The organism is Lysobacter capsici (assembly GCF_018732085.1).
In the GTDB taxonomy this organism is placed as follows: domain Bacteria; phylum Pseudomonadota; class Gammaproteobacteria; order Xanthomonadales; family Xanthomonadaceae; genus Lysobacter; species Lysobacter capsici_A.
Window position 1 is genome coordinate 6,008,503 of sequence record NZ_CP076103.1, and the last position, 15,081, is coordinate 6,023,583.

9 protein-coding genes are annotated in these 15,081 nt (G+C 65.0%); 5 read left to right on the forward strand and 4 right to left on the reverse strand.

The window, feature by feature from the left end; translation table 11 throughout:
- Nucleotides 1-676: 676 nt before the first annotated feature.
- Nucleotides 677-1,795 (forward strand): serine hydrolase domain-containing protein, encoded by a 1,119-nt coding sequence (locus KME82_RS24985; RefSeq protein WP_252255529.1) that lies wholly within the window; start codon nucleotides 677-679, stop codon nucleotides 1,793-1,795.
- A gap of 283 nt (nucleotides 1,796-2,078) precedes the next feature.
- Here KME82_RS24985 and KME82_RS24990 read toward each other — a convergent pair whose 3' ends face one another.
- The gene (locus tag KME82_RS24990) at nucleotides 2,079-4,595 is read right to left on the reverse strand and encodes a glycoside hydrolase family 3 protein (protein ID WP_215496429.1); all 2,517 of its coding nucleotides are present in this window, start codon (nucleotides 4,593-4,595) and stop codon (nucleotides 2,079-2,081) included.
- Between the two features lie 164 nt (nucleotides 4,596-4,759).
- The gene (locus KME82_RS24995) at nucleotides 4,760-7,207 is read right to left on the reverse strand and encodes a TonB-dependent receptor (protein WP_215496430.1); all 2,448 of its coding nucleotides are present in this window, start codon (nucleotides 7,205-7,207) and stop codon (nucleotides 4,760-4,762) included.
- A 321-nt stretch (nucleotides 7,208-7,528) separates the two neighbouring features.
- Here KME82_RS24995 and KME82_RS25000 point away from each other — a divergent pair, with 321 nt between their 5' ends.
- Both KME82_RS25000 and KME82_RS25005 read left to right on the forward strand, forming a co-directional pair.
- On the forward strand, nucleotides 7,529-8,563 hold the full coding sequence (locus tag KME82_RS25000; protein WP_215496431.1) for a LacI family DNA-binding transcriptional regulator: 1,035 nt from the start codon (nucleotides 7,529-7,531) through the stop codon (nucleotides 8,561-8,563).
- A gap of 16 nt (nucleotides 8,564-8,579) precedes the next feature.
- Nucleotides 8,580-10,085: an MFS transporter gene (locus KME82_RS25005; protein WP_215496432.1), complete on the forward strand. Its 1,506-nt coding sequence runs from the start codon at nucleotides 8,580-8,582 to the stop codon at nucleotides 10,083-10,085.
- Between the two features lie 159 nt (nucleotides 10,086-10,244).
- Here KME82_RS25005 and KME82_RS25010 read toward each other — a convergent pair whose 3' ends face one another.
- Nucleotides 10,245-11,138, reverse strand: coding sequence for a LysR family transcriptional regulator (locus tag KME82_RS25010; protein WP_215496433.1), 894 nt, complete (start codon nucleotides 11,136-11,138; stop codon nucleotides 10,245-10,247).
- Between the two features lie 99 nt (nucleotides 11,139-11,237).
- On the opposite strand from KME82_RS25010, the gene KME82_RS25015 reads away from it, so the two are divergent.
- Both KME82_RS25015 and KME82_RS25020 read left to right on the forward strand, forming a co-directional pair.
- Complete coding sequence (locus KME82_RS25015; RefSeq protein ID WP_215496434.1) at nucleotides 11,238-12,107, forward strand: SDR family oxidoreductase; 870 nt, start codon at nucleotides 11,238-11,240, stop codon at nucleotides 12,105-12,107.
- A 42-nt stretch (nucleotides 12,108-12,149) separates the two neighbouring features.
- A complete protein-coding gene (locus tag KME82_RS25020; RefSeq protein WP_215496435.1) occupies nucleotides 12,150-12,629 on the forward strand; it encodes an AtaL-like protein in 480 nt (159 codons plus the stop codon).
- Nucleotides 12,630-12,880: 251 nt separating this feature from the next.
- Here KME82_RS25020 and paoC read toward each other — a convergent pair whose 3' ends face one another.
- A complete protein-coding gene (gene paoC, locus KME82_RS25025; RefSeq protein WP_215496436.1) occupies nucleotides 12,881-15,079 on the reverse strand; it encodes an aldehyde oxidoreductase molybdenum-binding subunit PaoC in 2,199 nt (732 codons plus the stop codon).
- Between the last annotated feature and the right edge of the window lie 2 nt (nucleotides 15,080-15,081).

Here is a 15,081-nt window from a genome sequence, read left to right on the forward strand (position 1 = left end):
AACTTCCGGTGGATATACCGTCCATCCGGATCCGGTTCCGAGACGGGGTAGACGGACTCCGTCTGGATCACCGAATCTAACGAGCAAGCACGAAATCTCACGGAGCTTAAGTGCCCTCCCCTGAGTGCCCTCTTGCTTACCAAAGGGGCAGGGCCCATCGTCGCGGTGCGAGCGCAGCACAGTGATCGTTGATGACGCCGCACTCGCTCTGGATTCTTGGCGACGATCCCCGGCCGCTCGCCACAATGAACAAGCTGCTCAAGCCGAAGCCGCTTCGCGGCTCGGCGTAGCCAACTCATTGGCCAGCACACTCGCGCGTTCCGGAAACCAGAGCTTATTGGACCCAAGGCGTGAGCAAGGGGGAGTTGGGAGGAATATCGCCAAGCAGGGAGATGGCGCCAGGTTCCGTGCCCGAAATGACGAAGATGCTGAGGAATCGAGAGGATGTAGCGCAAAGCGGCTTGATGCTCACCGAGCGCGCGACATCGTCGGCCGTCACCGCAGTGCCGACAGTTCGCCAGGGACACAGCGCTGCGCCCGGAAGACCTCGCCCGGTCCGATCATCTTTCTGGTACTCGGCTATATTGAGCGCCCTTTCCATGTCCCCTCACGGCGCCAACGCATGCAAGCGAGTTCGATGATGGTTCGAAACAGATCGTGGCTTGGCTGCTTGATATTGTCCGCAGCCTTCTCGATCGCAGGCTGCAACCGCGCGGACACGCCGGCGAAACACCTGGAAACCGAGATCGATGAAGTCGCCGCCAGCCTGATCGAGCAGCCTCTGCTCCACTCGACCTCGATCGGGGTCGTGTACCGAGGAAAGGAAATCATCCGCCATCGCGGCGATATGCACGCCGGGAAGCCGAGCCCTCCGACCGACGCGACCCTTTACGAAATCGGCTCGTTGAGCAAGACCCTTGCTGGAACCCTGATGGCCAATGCCGTCCTGGAACGCAAGCTGAGCCTCGACGACGACGTCCGGATGTATCTGAGCGAGTCCTATCCGAATCTGCAGTATAACGGCGAGCCCATCCGCATCCGCCACCTGCTGACGCATACCAGCGGCCTGCCCAATATGTTGCCCGAGCGAGCGAATACGGTGCTCGCCGACTTCACCGACCGGCGCACGCCTGGCGAGCTCAATGTCATCTACGCGCACTACGGCAAGGCGGATTTCTTCAAGGATCTGCACGCTGTCGAGATTCCGCGGATGCCCGGAAAGAAGTACGCCTACTCCAGCTCCGGCACGGAACTGACGGCGCATATTCTCGAAACGGTCTACAAGCGCGACTACGAGTCGCTGCTGCGTGGATCGTTCCGCGATTCGGCGGCGATGACGGGCATCCGCATCAGACTGAGCGATGCCGAAGCGGACCGGCTTGCGATCGGCTACCACAGCGACAACCCGGCGGCGACCACACCGATGCCGCAGCTGCCTTGGGGCGCATCCGGGAACGTGAAGGCGACCGTCCCGGACATGATGAAGTACCTGAAATTCCAGCTGGCCAACGGCCCTGTCGTAAAGGAATCGCATCGGACCCTCGTCGAATTCGATTCCGGGTTCAGCATCGGCTACTTCTGGAACATCGTCACCGACGACCGCTTGAAAGGCGTTTACTACGCGCACCACGGCGGCGTGCCGCGGTCGCAGTGCTACATCTACATCGTGCCCAAATACGATCTTGGCATATTCATCATCACCAACCAGAGCGGCGACCAGACCGCGAACGCCATGGAAGCGGCGATCGACAGGCTGGTCGAGAAAATCGCGGCGCGGGAAAATATCGCCAGTTGAGCGGCGTCGGCGCGAACCGCGAGCGTCCGATAACGCCGCCCGGCAATTCATTCAATCCTAAGCCGCTTCGCGGCTCGGCCTGACGAGGCAACGCATGGGGCTTCGTTCATGCCGCTTTCGTGCTGAGCTGGCTCGCGGTCCGAAATTTCGGCGTTTGCCGCGAATCACAAGCGGCGCCATATTGGGCTGAGCGCACGAGAGAGACGGTTGCCAGGGCACGCGGGAAAATACCCATGCATCGGCGGATTGCGTAACGAAGCCCGGGGCAATCGCCGGTTTCAAGTTACTTGTTGGCGCCGCATCCGGACGTCCGCTCGGCTTCGCCTTGCGGAGTCAGGGCGATGCGCGAGAACGACAGTTGCAAAGGCGCGGAGGTTTCGATCGCCAACAGGCCGGACACCTTCGACAGATTCGCGCCGGACATCGCGAAACACTTCAACGGTATCCCGAGCGTGGTCCATTGGCCGACCGGCAGCGACGCCAACGACTCGCGCAGCGGCAGCGACGCGCCGCAACCCTCGCCGCAGGCAACGCTCACGGCCACTTCGCCCCTCGGTGGATCGTCCACACGAAGCGCCAGCAGCAGCTGCACGTCGCCATTGGCCTCCCGCGTCAGGTCCTTCGTCGCGTCCGCGATCAACGACAGGCGTGCGGGCGCCGATCCTGACCAGGTCACGCGTCGCGCGTCCTCCTGACGTCGGTGATCGACTGCGGCGATGCGGATGCTGCCGTCATCCGCAGCCGCGGGCAGTGTCTTGACGCTGACCGCACGCTGGCCGGCGGCTTGCAGCGCCAGCGACAGCCCCGGCGCCAACATGCCGAGCCCGTAGTACTGCCCTGGCTGCGCTTGCGCGAGCGATACGCCGGCAGTTTCCGAGAGCGGTGCGAGATCGCCCTTGCTGGCATAGGTCAAACCGTAGCTATAAGGGAACTGCGGGCGGTAATCCGTCTGGCCGACGTTATTGGCGTACTGATCGGCGCGGCGCGGCCAGGAGTAGCCGAGCTTGCCCTTGAAGTCGTAACCGACGCTCTCGTCAGGCCTGCGCAGCAGAACATCGGCGATGCCGGCGCCCTCACTGCCCGGCAGCCAGGCCGCGACGAAGGCATCGGACGCGTTGATCTCGCGGTTCACCCACAGCGGCCGACCGCTGAGGAACACCGTCACCACGGGAATGCCGTCGGCCCGCAGTTTGCCGATCAGCTCACGCTCGCTGTCGTCGCCGGGCTTGTAGAGCAGCGTCGGCAGATCGCCCTGGAACTCGGCGTATGGGTTCTCGCCGATCACCACGATGGCGGCGTCGGGTTTGATTCGATACCGGCCATCGAACGCCAGCTCGGCGCTGCCGCCGGCGGCCTGCACCGCGGCCTTCACCCCTTCCCAGATCGTCTGGCCGTTCGGGAAATCGGCGCGCGTGGTGCCGGTGCCCTGCCAGGTCAATGTCCAGCCGCCGCTCTGCTTGGCCATGCTGTCGGCGCCGGCGCCAGCGACCAGCAACTTCTTCTTCGGGTCTAGCGGCAGCACGCCACGTTGATTCTTCAACAACACCAAGGATTCGCGCACCGCCTGGCGCGCGATCGCGCGATGCTCGGGTGCGCCCAGCAGTTCAAACTTCCCGCCGAGCTTGCGCTGCGACGGCCTGCCGGCATCGAACAGGCCCAGCCGAAATTTCACCCGCAGCAGGCGTCGCACCGCATCGTCCAGCCTGGCCATCGGAATCGTGCCAGCCTTCGCCGCGGCCAGGGTGCTTTCGTAAAACGGTTTCCAGCTGTCGGGCGCCATCACCAGGTCGACACCGGCGTTCACCGTCGTCGGGCACTGCGTGTTGTCGCAGCCGGCGACCTGGCCATGCGCGTTCCAGTCGGTGACGACGAAGCCGCCGAAGTTCATGCGCTCCTTCAGCACGTCGGTGATCAGCGGCTTGTGACCCGCGAGCTTCACGCCTTGATAGCTGCTGAAGGAAATCATCACCGCCTGCGCGCCAGCGGCGATGGCCGGCGGGTATCCGGCGTTGTGCACGTCGCGCAGCTCGGCCTCGTCGACCCGGGTGTCACCCTGGTCTTTGCCGTCGGCGGTGCCGCCGTCGCCCAGGTAATGCTTGACCGAGGACACCACGTGCGCGCTGTCCAGGAATTCCTTGTCGCCGACCTTGCCCTGCAGACCTTCGACCATCGCGCCGGCGTAGCTCGCGACCAGCCGCGGATCTTCCGAATAACCCTCGTAGCTGCGGCCCCAGCGATCGTCGCGCGGCACCGCCACGGTCGGCGCGAAGGCCCATTCCATGCCGGTGGTCCGCGTCTCGATGGCGGTGATGCGGCCGATCTCGCGGATCAGATCCGGATTGCGCGTCGCACCCAGGCCGATGTTGTGCGGGAACACGGTGGCGCCGACCACGTTGCTCTGGCCATGCACCGCATCGATGCCGTACAGGATCGGGATCGCCTTGCCGCCGCCGCGGGTGTCCATCGAGGCCTCGTAGAACGCGTCGGCTTGCGCCAGCCATTGCGCCGGCGCCGCGTTGTACTTGCCGCCCGGATCAGAGCCGCCGCCGGCCAGTACCGAACCCAGGCGGTATTTGCGCACATCCTCGGGCGTGAGACTGGAAGTATCGCCCTGCACGATCTGGCCGACCTTTTCTTCCAGCGTCATCGTTGCCAGCAGCGCATCGACGCGTGCCTCCAGTGCCGGATCGGCCGGTAACGGCCAAGCCGGCGCCGGCCAACGCGCGGGCTGGATCGTGCCGCCCGCCGGCGCGTTGCCGGCAACGCCGGAGCCGACGGTAAGACCCAGCGCCGCCGCCATGACCAACCCACCCCGACGCAGCGCCGCCGGGGGCCTGCGAAGATGCTTCGATACGATCTTCAAACCGTGCTCCAAAAGTCCGTGCGAGCGGCGTGCCGGGCGAACGCGCTATGCGCAGCAACGTCTCCTCGCCCGCGGTGCGAGCCAGGCAAGCCCGGTGCCGGTCAGAAGTTCAGACCGATGCTCATGCCATACGTAAGCGGCGGCAGATACTGCGACACCCACAGATACTGACCGTCGCCCGCGTTGAAACGGCCCGCCGCGGTGCGGGTCTTTTCGTCGGTGACGTTCTGCACGTACGCGCTGGCCCACCAGCGTCGCTCGGGCTCCTCGTACCGCAGCGAGATATCGCCGCGACCGTAAGCCTTCTGTTGATCTTCGTCGCCGAGGTTGAACACGCTCAACCACGATTCGGTCTCGTAATGAGCGGTGAAACGCGGCGTCAAGGTGCCGCCGTTGCCGAGATGGAAATCGTGCTCCCACATCACGGTCAACGCGAAGTCGGGCGCGTGCGGCAACTCGTTGCCGCTGACGTTCATGCAATTGCTGATGCCTGATGCCGGCGGGCACGCGGGCAGGCCCTGGTAGTCGTTGCTGCCGGCGTAAAGCAGCGTGCCCAGCTGTTTTTTCGGAATACCCGACACGGTGAGATTCAGCCGATCGTTCTCTCCGATCAACGCGGACAATTCGCTCTCGTAGCCCCACACCTTGGTGCTGCCGGCGACATTGTTGAAGCCCAGGCCGCGGTTGCCGTCGGGAAAGGTCACCGGCGCGGACAGCTGGAAGTCCTTGAAGTCCATGTAATACAGCGCGCTGTTCCAGACCAGCCGCCCTTCCATGAAGCTGAACTTTCCGCCGACCTCGTAGTTGGTGAGTTCCTCGTGCCCGAACGTGGCGCCGCCGTCCTGGAGGCCGCCGGATTTGTAGCCGGTCGATACGCTCGCGTAGACCAGGCCGTTCTTGCCGACGTCGAAGTCGGTCCGCAACAGCCAGGTGGTCTGGTTATGGCTGTACTTGCCGTCATTGACGGTAGAGACATTGAAGCCGTTGCCTGGGCCGGGAATCGTCCCGGTGGAGATCGGCACCTGCGGCACAGCCGGGTTGTAAGCCCAGCCCCAGCCACGACCGCCGACGTTCTGCTTTTGGTCGTCGGTGTAGCGCGCGCCGGCCGTCAGGCGCCAGGCGTCGTCGACATTCCAGGTGACCTGGCCGAATCCGGCGTAGGAATCCACCGTTTCCTTGGGCTGGATGAACGAGCCTTGCCAGCCGACCGTGCCCTGCTGGGTACCGTTGAACAAGGGAATATCGAAACGCATCGAATTGTTTTCGGTGGCGTAGTACAGGCCAACGATCCAGTCGAGGGTGTTGGTTCCGGTCGACGCCAGATTGAACTCGTGCGAACTGCTTTTGTACTTCGAGCCGTTCGTGCGGTCTTCCTGGAAGGTGGCGCCGGTGGTGAAACTGGTCGGCACCTGGACGCCGCTGTCCTGGTCGTACGTGGACGCACCGTCGAGCCGGGAAAAACCCGCGATATAGCTCAGGCGCATGCGATCGTTGATGTCCCAGTCCATGCGGCTGCGAAGCGCGTAGGCATCGCGGTCGATGTAAGGCGCGGTGTCGATCAGTGCCGACCAGAAGTCTTGCCCCGCCCTGGGCTTCTGCATCAGGTTCATGCTCGGCGTGCCGCGGTCGCGAAAGTATTCGAGCGCCAAGTTCCAGCTGAACACCTCGTTCGGCTGCCACAGCGCGCTGACGCGCGCCGCCGACTGATCCTGTGCGTTGTACTTGTCGCCGCGGGTGACGAACAGATTCGGGTTGATGGGCTGGAACAAGGTCGCATCGCCGCCCGAGGCGGCGTAGGCGGCCCGCTGCGCATCCACCGACGGCAGTTGGCCGATCGGATTTTGATAATCGACATAGCCGTCGTGTTGTTCCTGCACGAACGCCACGCGCATCGCGAAGGTGTCGCTGATCGGCAGATTGACCGCGGCGCGCGCGCCGATGGCGTTGTAGTTGCCGATGGACAACTGCGCGTTGCCGAAATAGCTGCCGATCTCGGGCTTCGTGGTCTGGAAGTTGACCGCGCCGACGGTCGAATTGCGGCCCCACAGCGTGCCCTGCGGGCCGCGCAGGACTTCCGCGCTTTCGATGTCCAGCAGCAGGCCGGCGGCGGCTTCGGCGCGCGGCGAGTAGACCCCGTCGACGAAGATCGCCACTTCCGGATCCGCGTATTCGGTCTTGGCCTGGTCGTTGCCGATGCCGCGCAAGGTCACGGTGATGACATCGTGGTCGCCCTGACGGGTGGCCTGCATGCTCGGCACCAGCTTGGTGATGTCCTGCACGGTCATCACCCGTTCCTTGCCGAGCGTCTCGGCATTGATCGCGCTGATGGCCACGGGCGTCTTCTGCAAGGGCGTGACGCGCTTGGTGCCGGTGACGACCACCGCGTCGAGCGTCTTGGCCGCGCTTGCCTGCGGCGCGGCTCCCGCGGGCGTTTGCGGTTGTGCGGAATCCACGGCTTGCGCCTGATCGGCGGGTCCGGCCAGCGCGTCGGTTGATGAAACGAGCACAACAAGAATCGCGCCATACAGCGCGTGCAAGCGGTACGCCATGTCCTATTCCCTCCGGTTCGGACGCTCCCGTCTCCCGGCGCTTGTGGCGGTATCGTCGCCGGCCGGCATGGAGCGGAGCGAGTGATACGCCCGAATGGCAGCGCTGTCAATCGTGAAATGGAAGCGCTACCAATTTGCTCTTACAGCGTCACGTCATGGCTGCGTGCGGCGCCTGGATGCCGCACCGCAGCAACGGATCTGCGCGACGTTCGTCGCCAGACCGGACACTGGCGCAAGCGCGCTCCTCGCAGCGATCTCGCCCGCCGGCATCGCGGTGTGCGATAACATGATTCGCCCCGCTCGCCCCTCGGAAACGCATTGATGCGCGCCAGAATCGAAGACGTCGCCCAGGCCGCCGGTGTCTCCATGACCACCGTCTCGCGCGTCTTCAACAAGGAGCCGAACGTGCGCGAGAAGACGCGGCTGAAGGTCGAGGCGGCGGCGCAGGCGCTCGACTACCGACCGAATCCGTCGGCGCGCAGCCTGGCGGGGAATCGTTCCTATCTCATCTCGCTGGTGTACGACGATCCCGCCGCGGCATCGAGCTACATCATGGAGATCATCGTCGGCATGCTGGCCGCCTGCGAGCGCCAGCGTTACAGCGCCATGCTGCGTCCGCTCGAGCATTCCAATGCCGACCATGTCCGCGCGGTGGAGGAATCGATCGCCCAGTACCGTCCGGACGGCCTGATCCTGGTGCCGCCGTTCGCCGACGACGTCAAGCTGTTACAGCGTCTCGACGCCCTGGGCGTGCGCTACGCCACGATCTCCGCGAAGGCGAAGCTCAGTCACGCGCGCATCGGCACGATCCTCGACGAGCGCAAGGCGGCGGCGGAAATGATCGCGCACGCGGTTGAGCTCGGTCATCGCCGCATCGCGCACATCGCCGGCCCGCAGCTGCATGGCGGACGCGCCTGGCGCCTGGCCGGTTATCGCGACGGCCTGCGCCGCGCGGGCATTGCGTACGACGCCAAGCTGGTTGTCGATGGCGGTTTTACCTTCGACGACGGCGTCGCCGGCACGAGGCAGCTGCTCGATCTGAAGCATCCGCCCACCGCGATCTTCGCCGCCAATGACGACAGCGCCTGCGGCGTCATGCACGAGGCGTTCGAACGCGGCCTGCGCGTCCCGCAAGACGTGTCCGTGTTCGGTTTCGACGACACGCCGGCCTCGCGCCAGATCTGGCCCAGCCTGACGACGGTGCGACAGCCGTGTCGCGAGATGGGGCGCATCGCCGCCGAACAGCTGCTCGCCGCGATCCGCGATCCGCAGGCGGGCGCGCTCGTGCGCGTGCCGTATGAACTGATGATCCGCCAGTCGGGCGGGCCCGCGCCCGCCGCGGCGAAGCGGCGCTGAGCGACGCCGCCGCCGGATGTCCACGTCCGCCACGACGAACAGACCGCCGATCGGCTTCTGGCAGATCTGGAACATGTGCTTCGGCTTCGTGGGGCTGCAGTTCGGTCTCGCGCTGCAGAATGCGAACGTCAGCCGCATCTTCCATACTCTCGGCGCCAGCATCGACGATATTCCCGCGCTGTGGATCGCGGCGCCGCTGACCGGATTGCTCGTGCAGCCGATCGTCGGCTATTGCTCCGATCGCACCTGGGGTCGGCTCGGCCGACGCCGGCCGTACTTGCTCGCTGGCGCCGTCATCGCCGCATTGGCGCTGATCGCGATGCCGAATTCGCCGACGCTGTGGAGCGCTGCGGCGCTGCTGTGGATCCTCGACGCCGCGATCAACGTCTCGATGGGACCGTTGCGCTCGTTCGTAGGCGATCAGCTGCCGTCGGCACAGCGGCCGGCCGGTTTCGCGATGCAGACCCTGTTCATCGCGGCGGGCGCCGTCGTCGCCAGCCTGCTGCCCTGGCTGCTCGCGCAATGCGGAGTCAGCAACCTCTCCGCCGCCGGAGAAATGCCGGACACGGTGAAGCTGGCGTTCTATCTCGGCGCCGCCGTCCTGTTCGGCACGCTCGCCTGGAGCGTGCTGTCGACGCGCGAGTATCCGCCCGACGCGCTCGCCGCGTTCGAGGACACAGCGCCGACAACGCCGCCACCGCCGCTGCCAGCGCAGGTGCGATCCAACGGCATGCTTTGGTGCGCGGCCGGATTGGTCGCGTTCCTCACCATCCACCTGAGTCGGACCGACCCACGCCTGCACCTGCTCGCCGCCGGCCTGTTCGCCTACGGCGCGATCCAACTGATCGCCGGCTACAGTCGCGCGCGCAATCCGGTCACCGCGATCATCGCCGACTTGCTGACGATGCCCACGATCATGCGTCAGCTCGTGCCCGTGCAGTGTTTTTCCTGGTTCGCGCTGTTCGCCATGTGGATTTACACGACGGCGGCCGTCACCGGCGTGCATTTCGCCGCGGCGGACACGCGCTCGGCCGCCTACAACGACGGCGCGAACTGGGCCGGCGTGCTGTTCGCCGCTTACAACGGTTTCGCCGTACCCGCGGCGATGCTGATTCCCTGGATGACGCGCCGGCTCGGCCTGCGCCTGAGCCATCTGATCAATCTCGTCCTGGGTGGCTGCGGCCTGCTGTCCTTCCTGCTGATCCGCGACCCGCACTGGTTGCTGCTGTCGATGGTCGGCGTCGGCTTCGCCTGGGCGTCGATCCTGTCCCTGCCCTACGCGATGCTGTCCGACAGCGTGCCGGCGGGAAAGATGGGCGTGTACATGGGCATCTTCAATCTGTTTATCGTCATCCCGCAATTGCTCGCCGCCAGCGCGCTTGGCTTCCTGCTGAAGACGTTCTTCGGCAATGCACCGATCTACGCGCTGCTGATCGGTGGCATTAGCTTATTGCTGGCGGCGTTTTGTGTCTTACGCGTGGGCGATGCTGCTGGAACCAGCCGCGCGGCCGGTTGCCGATGACGTACCAGTACCGTCGGCAGCTGCGCCACTGCAGTTAAAGACTGGCCACTATCCAAAGCCGCGCGGCCTTCGACATCGTCCCCACGGGCAACACATAAAGCGATTTAAAGAACATCCTTAACGCGCCGTTTGGATTGCAAGCTGTCAACCCCGACTGATTCACCCCTTGATATACGCCGCCAGTTCTTCGGGCGCTCCCGAAGGGAAGGACGCCTTCAGAAACTCAAGAAAAGCGGACACGCGAGCGCTGAGCAGGCGCCTGGATGGATACAACGCCCACAGCTCGATGCCCGGAGCCTGGACCTCGCCCCACTGCACCAGCGTGCCGGCTTGCAGATCGCTCATCACCAGCGATAACGGCAATTGCGCGGCGCCGATGCCGGTGCGCACGGCGCTTCGGATCATGATCAGCGATGACAAGCTCAGCACGGGGTTGGCATGGATGCGTACCAGGCCGGTCGGCGTGATCAGATCCCACGCTGTGTTCGCTGGGCGCTTGCTGCGCATCACAGCCGACGCGATGGAATCGCCTTGCGGCATGCGGAGCCCGGGGCTCGCAACCACCACCAGGCGATCGTGCAGAAAGATGCGGCCGATGAGGCTTTCATGGGGATCGGGGTTGACCCGGATCACCAGGTCGTAGCCTTCCTCCACCATGTCGACCATGCGATCGTCGGTCGACACTTCGAGACTTACCTCCGGATACATCAGGGCGAACCTGGCGGCCAGCTCACCCATCGCGGTTTGAGAAAACAGCAAGGGCGCACTGATCCGCAGATGGCCACGCGGCGTGTCGCCGCCCGAGCTGATCGACGTCGCCGTCTCGGCAAGCTCGGTCAGCAGGGCCTCCGTTCGCTCGTACAGCGCTCGGCCCTCCTGGGTCAGTTTGAGCAGATGCCCACCGCGCTCGAACAGACGCAGGTTGAGGCTGCTCTCCAACTCCGCCACGCGACGGGACAGGGTCGCCTTGGGTCGGTCGGCGGCGCGGGACGCCCGGCCGAAACCTCCATGCCGCGCCACCAGGTTGAAGTCGGCCAGAGCCAGCAGGTCCATGTGTTCCACCAGCGAGACAGGAGGTCCAAATATACGGGCTATCGGGCCATGGGTGAATCACCAACCATAGGGCCACCCAACCCAACCCGGAGCAATCCCATGACCATCCTCATCACCGGCGCCACTGGCAACATCGGCCGCCACGTCGTCCAACAGCTCACCCAGCGCGGCGCCGATGTGCGCGCCCTGGTTCGCGATCCGGCCACCGCGGCCCTGCCGGCCGGAGTCGCCACCGTGCAGGGCGACCTGCTGGATGTCGACTCGCTGCGCGCCGCCTTCTCGGGCGTCTCCACCTTGTTCCTGTTGAACGCGGTGGTGCCCGAGGAGTTCACCCAGGCCTTGATCGCGCTCAACGTCGCCCGCGAGGCCGGGATCGAGCGGATCGTCTACCTCTCGGTCATCCACAGCGATCGCTATTTGAACGTGCCGCACTTCGCGGGCAAGTTCGGCGTCGAGCGCATGATCGAGGGCATGGGCTTCAACGCCACCATCCTGCGGCCGGCCTACTTCATGGACAACGACCGCACCATCAAGGACGTGGTGCTCGGCCATGGCGTCTACCCCATGCCCATCGGCAGCAAAGGCCTGGCCATGATCGATGCACGCGACATCGGCGAGATCGCCGCCATCGAACTGCTGCGCCGCGAGCGGTCGAGCGAACCGCTTCCCCTCGCCCGCTTCAATCTCGTCGGCCCCGACACGCTGACGGGCGCGGACGTGGCGGCCCTCTGGACGGACGTGCTGGGTCGCCCGATCGCCTACGGCGGCGACGACACCGCGGGCTTCGAGCAGAACCTTCGCCAGTTCATGCCGAACTGGATGGCCTTCGACATGCGCCTGATGAGCGAGCGGTTCCTGACCGACGGGATGACGCCGGACGCTGGCGACGTCGAGCACCTCACCGCGCTGCTGGGTCGCCCGCTGCGTTCCTACCGCGACTTCGCTTCCGAAATCGCGGCTTCCATTTGAGCGCGTCGACCAACCACGCATCCCTACATCGAGGACTTCACCATGATCTATTCCACCGCCACCGTTCCGGTCAATCCGGTCGGTCAGAAGCCGCTCACCCGCGATCAAGCCTGGGCCGGCTTGGTCGCCAAGGCCCGCGACGCGCGGCTCTTTTTTCCGCCCAACGAATGCACCCGCTGCGAGGTCGTCGAAGAAAGCGCCACGCACCTCGTCCGGGAAGCCACGATCCTGGGCGATGACCTCACCGAGATCATCACCTTCGACGCAAACAAGATCACCTTCTTCCAAGCCGGCGGCCCGCGCGAAGGCGCCATCGTCAACGAGTTGTTCGAGGACGAAGCGGGCAACCTGCAACTGCGCTTCTATTGCTACCTGGGATTGCGCGGCAAGGAAAACAACGGACCGGAGGAACAGGCTGCGCAAGCGTGGATGGACAGCGACAAGGGCTTCAACAGCGCGTTGCTCTCGACCTTGCAACGTACACGCGAGCTGCTGGAGGACGGTACGCTTCAATCACATTAATCAGCCAAGCCAACAGATACCGTTCCCCACCGCATCTGTTGGCAATTGGCTGCGAGCGTGAGCGCTTGTGTCTGGCGTGGAAAAGAAAGCGCCGTCGCCGACGAGCTGATACAAAATTTCGCCCCCCCCGGCCACGAGGGTTTGCGCACCGATACGCGCTGCCCTTGGTCCTCCCTTTGGGCTAACTCGCCATGTTTGGCAAGAGAGAGGAAATCGTATGCGCGCACGACTAACCGCTATCGCATGTGCGACTACGCCATCACGGGAAGGTGGGCCAGCACCTTGTCCAAGGTTATCGGATACTCACGCACGCGGATGCCGGTAGCATTATGGATGGCATTGGCGATAGCGGCACTTACGCCGCAAAGACCGAGCTCGCCCACACCTTTAGCCTTCATCGGCGATGACTTGTCGTCGGCCTCGTCGAGGAAAATAACCTCCTGGTGCGGTACATCGGCATGCACGGCCACTTCGTAACCGGCGAGGTCATGGTTGACGAAGAAGCCCAGGCGCTTGTCCACTGCCAGTTCTTCCGACAACGCGCCGCCGATGCCCATGGTCATGGCGCCGATCACTTGGCTGCGGGCCTGCTTCGGGTTGAGGATGCGGCCGGCCGCGCACACCGCCAGCATGCGGCGGATGCGCGACTCACCGGTGGCGATATCCACGCCGACCTCGACGAAATGGGCCGCGAAAGTCGATTGCTGGAATTTCTTGGCCAGGTCGCCGAACTCGATGCTGTCTTCGGCGACCACTTCACCGGACTCGGCCGCTTTCGCAAGCGCCACGCTGCGGCCCTGCACGCTGACCTTGCCGTCGGCGAAGCTCGCCTTGTCCGCATCGAGTCCGAGCTTCGCTGCGACGATGCCGCGCAGTTTCATGCACGCGGCGTAGACGCCCGCGGTGGAGCTGTTGGCGCCCCATTGGCCGCCCGAGCCGGCCGACACCGGGAAATCCGAATCGCCCAGCCGCACCACGACTTGGTTCAGCGGCACGCCCATCACCTCGGCCGCGGTCTGGCCGATGATGGTGTAGCTGCCCGTGCCGATGTCGGTCATGTCGGTTTCCACCGTGACCTTGCCATCGGCGGTCAGGCGCACGCGAGCGCCCGACTTCATCACCAAGTTGTTGCGGAACCCCGCTGCCATGCCCATGCCCACCAGCCAGCGCCCGTCGCGCACGGCGCCGTGCTTGGGATTGCGCTTGCTCCAGCCGAAGCGTTCGGCGCCGGTGCGCAGGCATTGCACCAGTTCGCGCTGCGAGAACGGACGCTCCGGCTTCTCCGGATCGACCTGGGTGTCGTTGAGGATGCGGAACTCGACCGGATCCATGCCCAGCTTTTCCGCCATTTCGTCCATGGCGATTTCCAGCGCCATCAATCCGGGCGCTTCGCCGGGCGCGCGCATCGCATTGGCTTCAGGCAGGTCCAGCGTGGCCAGGCGCGCCCGGATCATGCGATTGGCGCCGGCATACAGCAGCCGGGTCTGCTGCACCGCGTTCTCGATCCCGCCGCCGGGCAAATCGCCGGACCAGCTTTCGTGACCGATGGCGCTGATCTTGCCTTCCTTTGTCGCACCGATGCGGATGCGCTGAATCGTCGCGGGACGATGGGTGGTGTTGTTCGCGATCAAGGGCCGGGGCAGCGCGACCTTCACCGGCCGTCCCGCCGCGCGCGCGCCGAGCGCCGCGAGCACCGCGTCGGCGCGGACGAACAATTTTCCGCCGAAGCCTCCGCCGATAAAGGGCGAGACCAGGCGAACGTTTTCCTTCGGTATGCCCAGGGTCTTGGCCACATCGCCGCGGCCCCACGCGATCATCTGGTTGGACGTCCATAGCGTGAGCTTGTCGCCATCCCAGGCGGCGATCGACGCGTGCGGCTCCATCATCGCGTGCGACTGGTCAGGCGTGTGGTAGGTGGCATCGAGTTGCACCGGCGCCGCGGCGAACGCGCCGGCGAAATCGCCGACGGCGATGTCGGGCTGATCGCGTTCGGACACCACCGCCGATTGCTTGGCCGCCGTCAAATCGAACGCGCCGGCGGCGCGGTCGTAGCGAATGCGCACCAGGCCAGCCGCGGCGCGCGCCTGTTCGAAGGTCTCGGCCACCACCAGCGCGACCGCCTGGTGGTAATGCTGAATCGCCGGGCCGCCGAGCAGTCTGGCGGTGTTGAAATCGCCCTTGGCCAACTTGCCCGCGTTGGCGGCGGTCACGATGGCCAACACGCCCGGCGCCCGGCGCGCTGCATCGAGTTCCATCGACATGATCCGGCCCTTGGCGATACCGGCGCCGATCACATGGCCGTACACCGCATTGCGGACAGCCTCGTGCTGCTCGTAGGCATAGGTCGCGGTACCGGTGACCTTCAACGGGCCATCGATGCGATCCAGCGGCTTGCCGACCACCTTGAGCTGATCGATGGGATTGGTCGTGGCGGGGGTATCGAATTTCATGG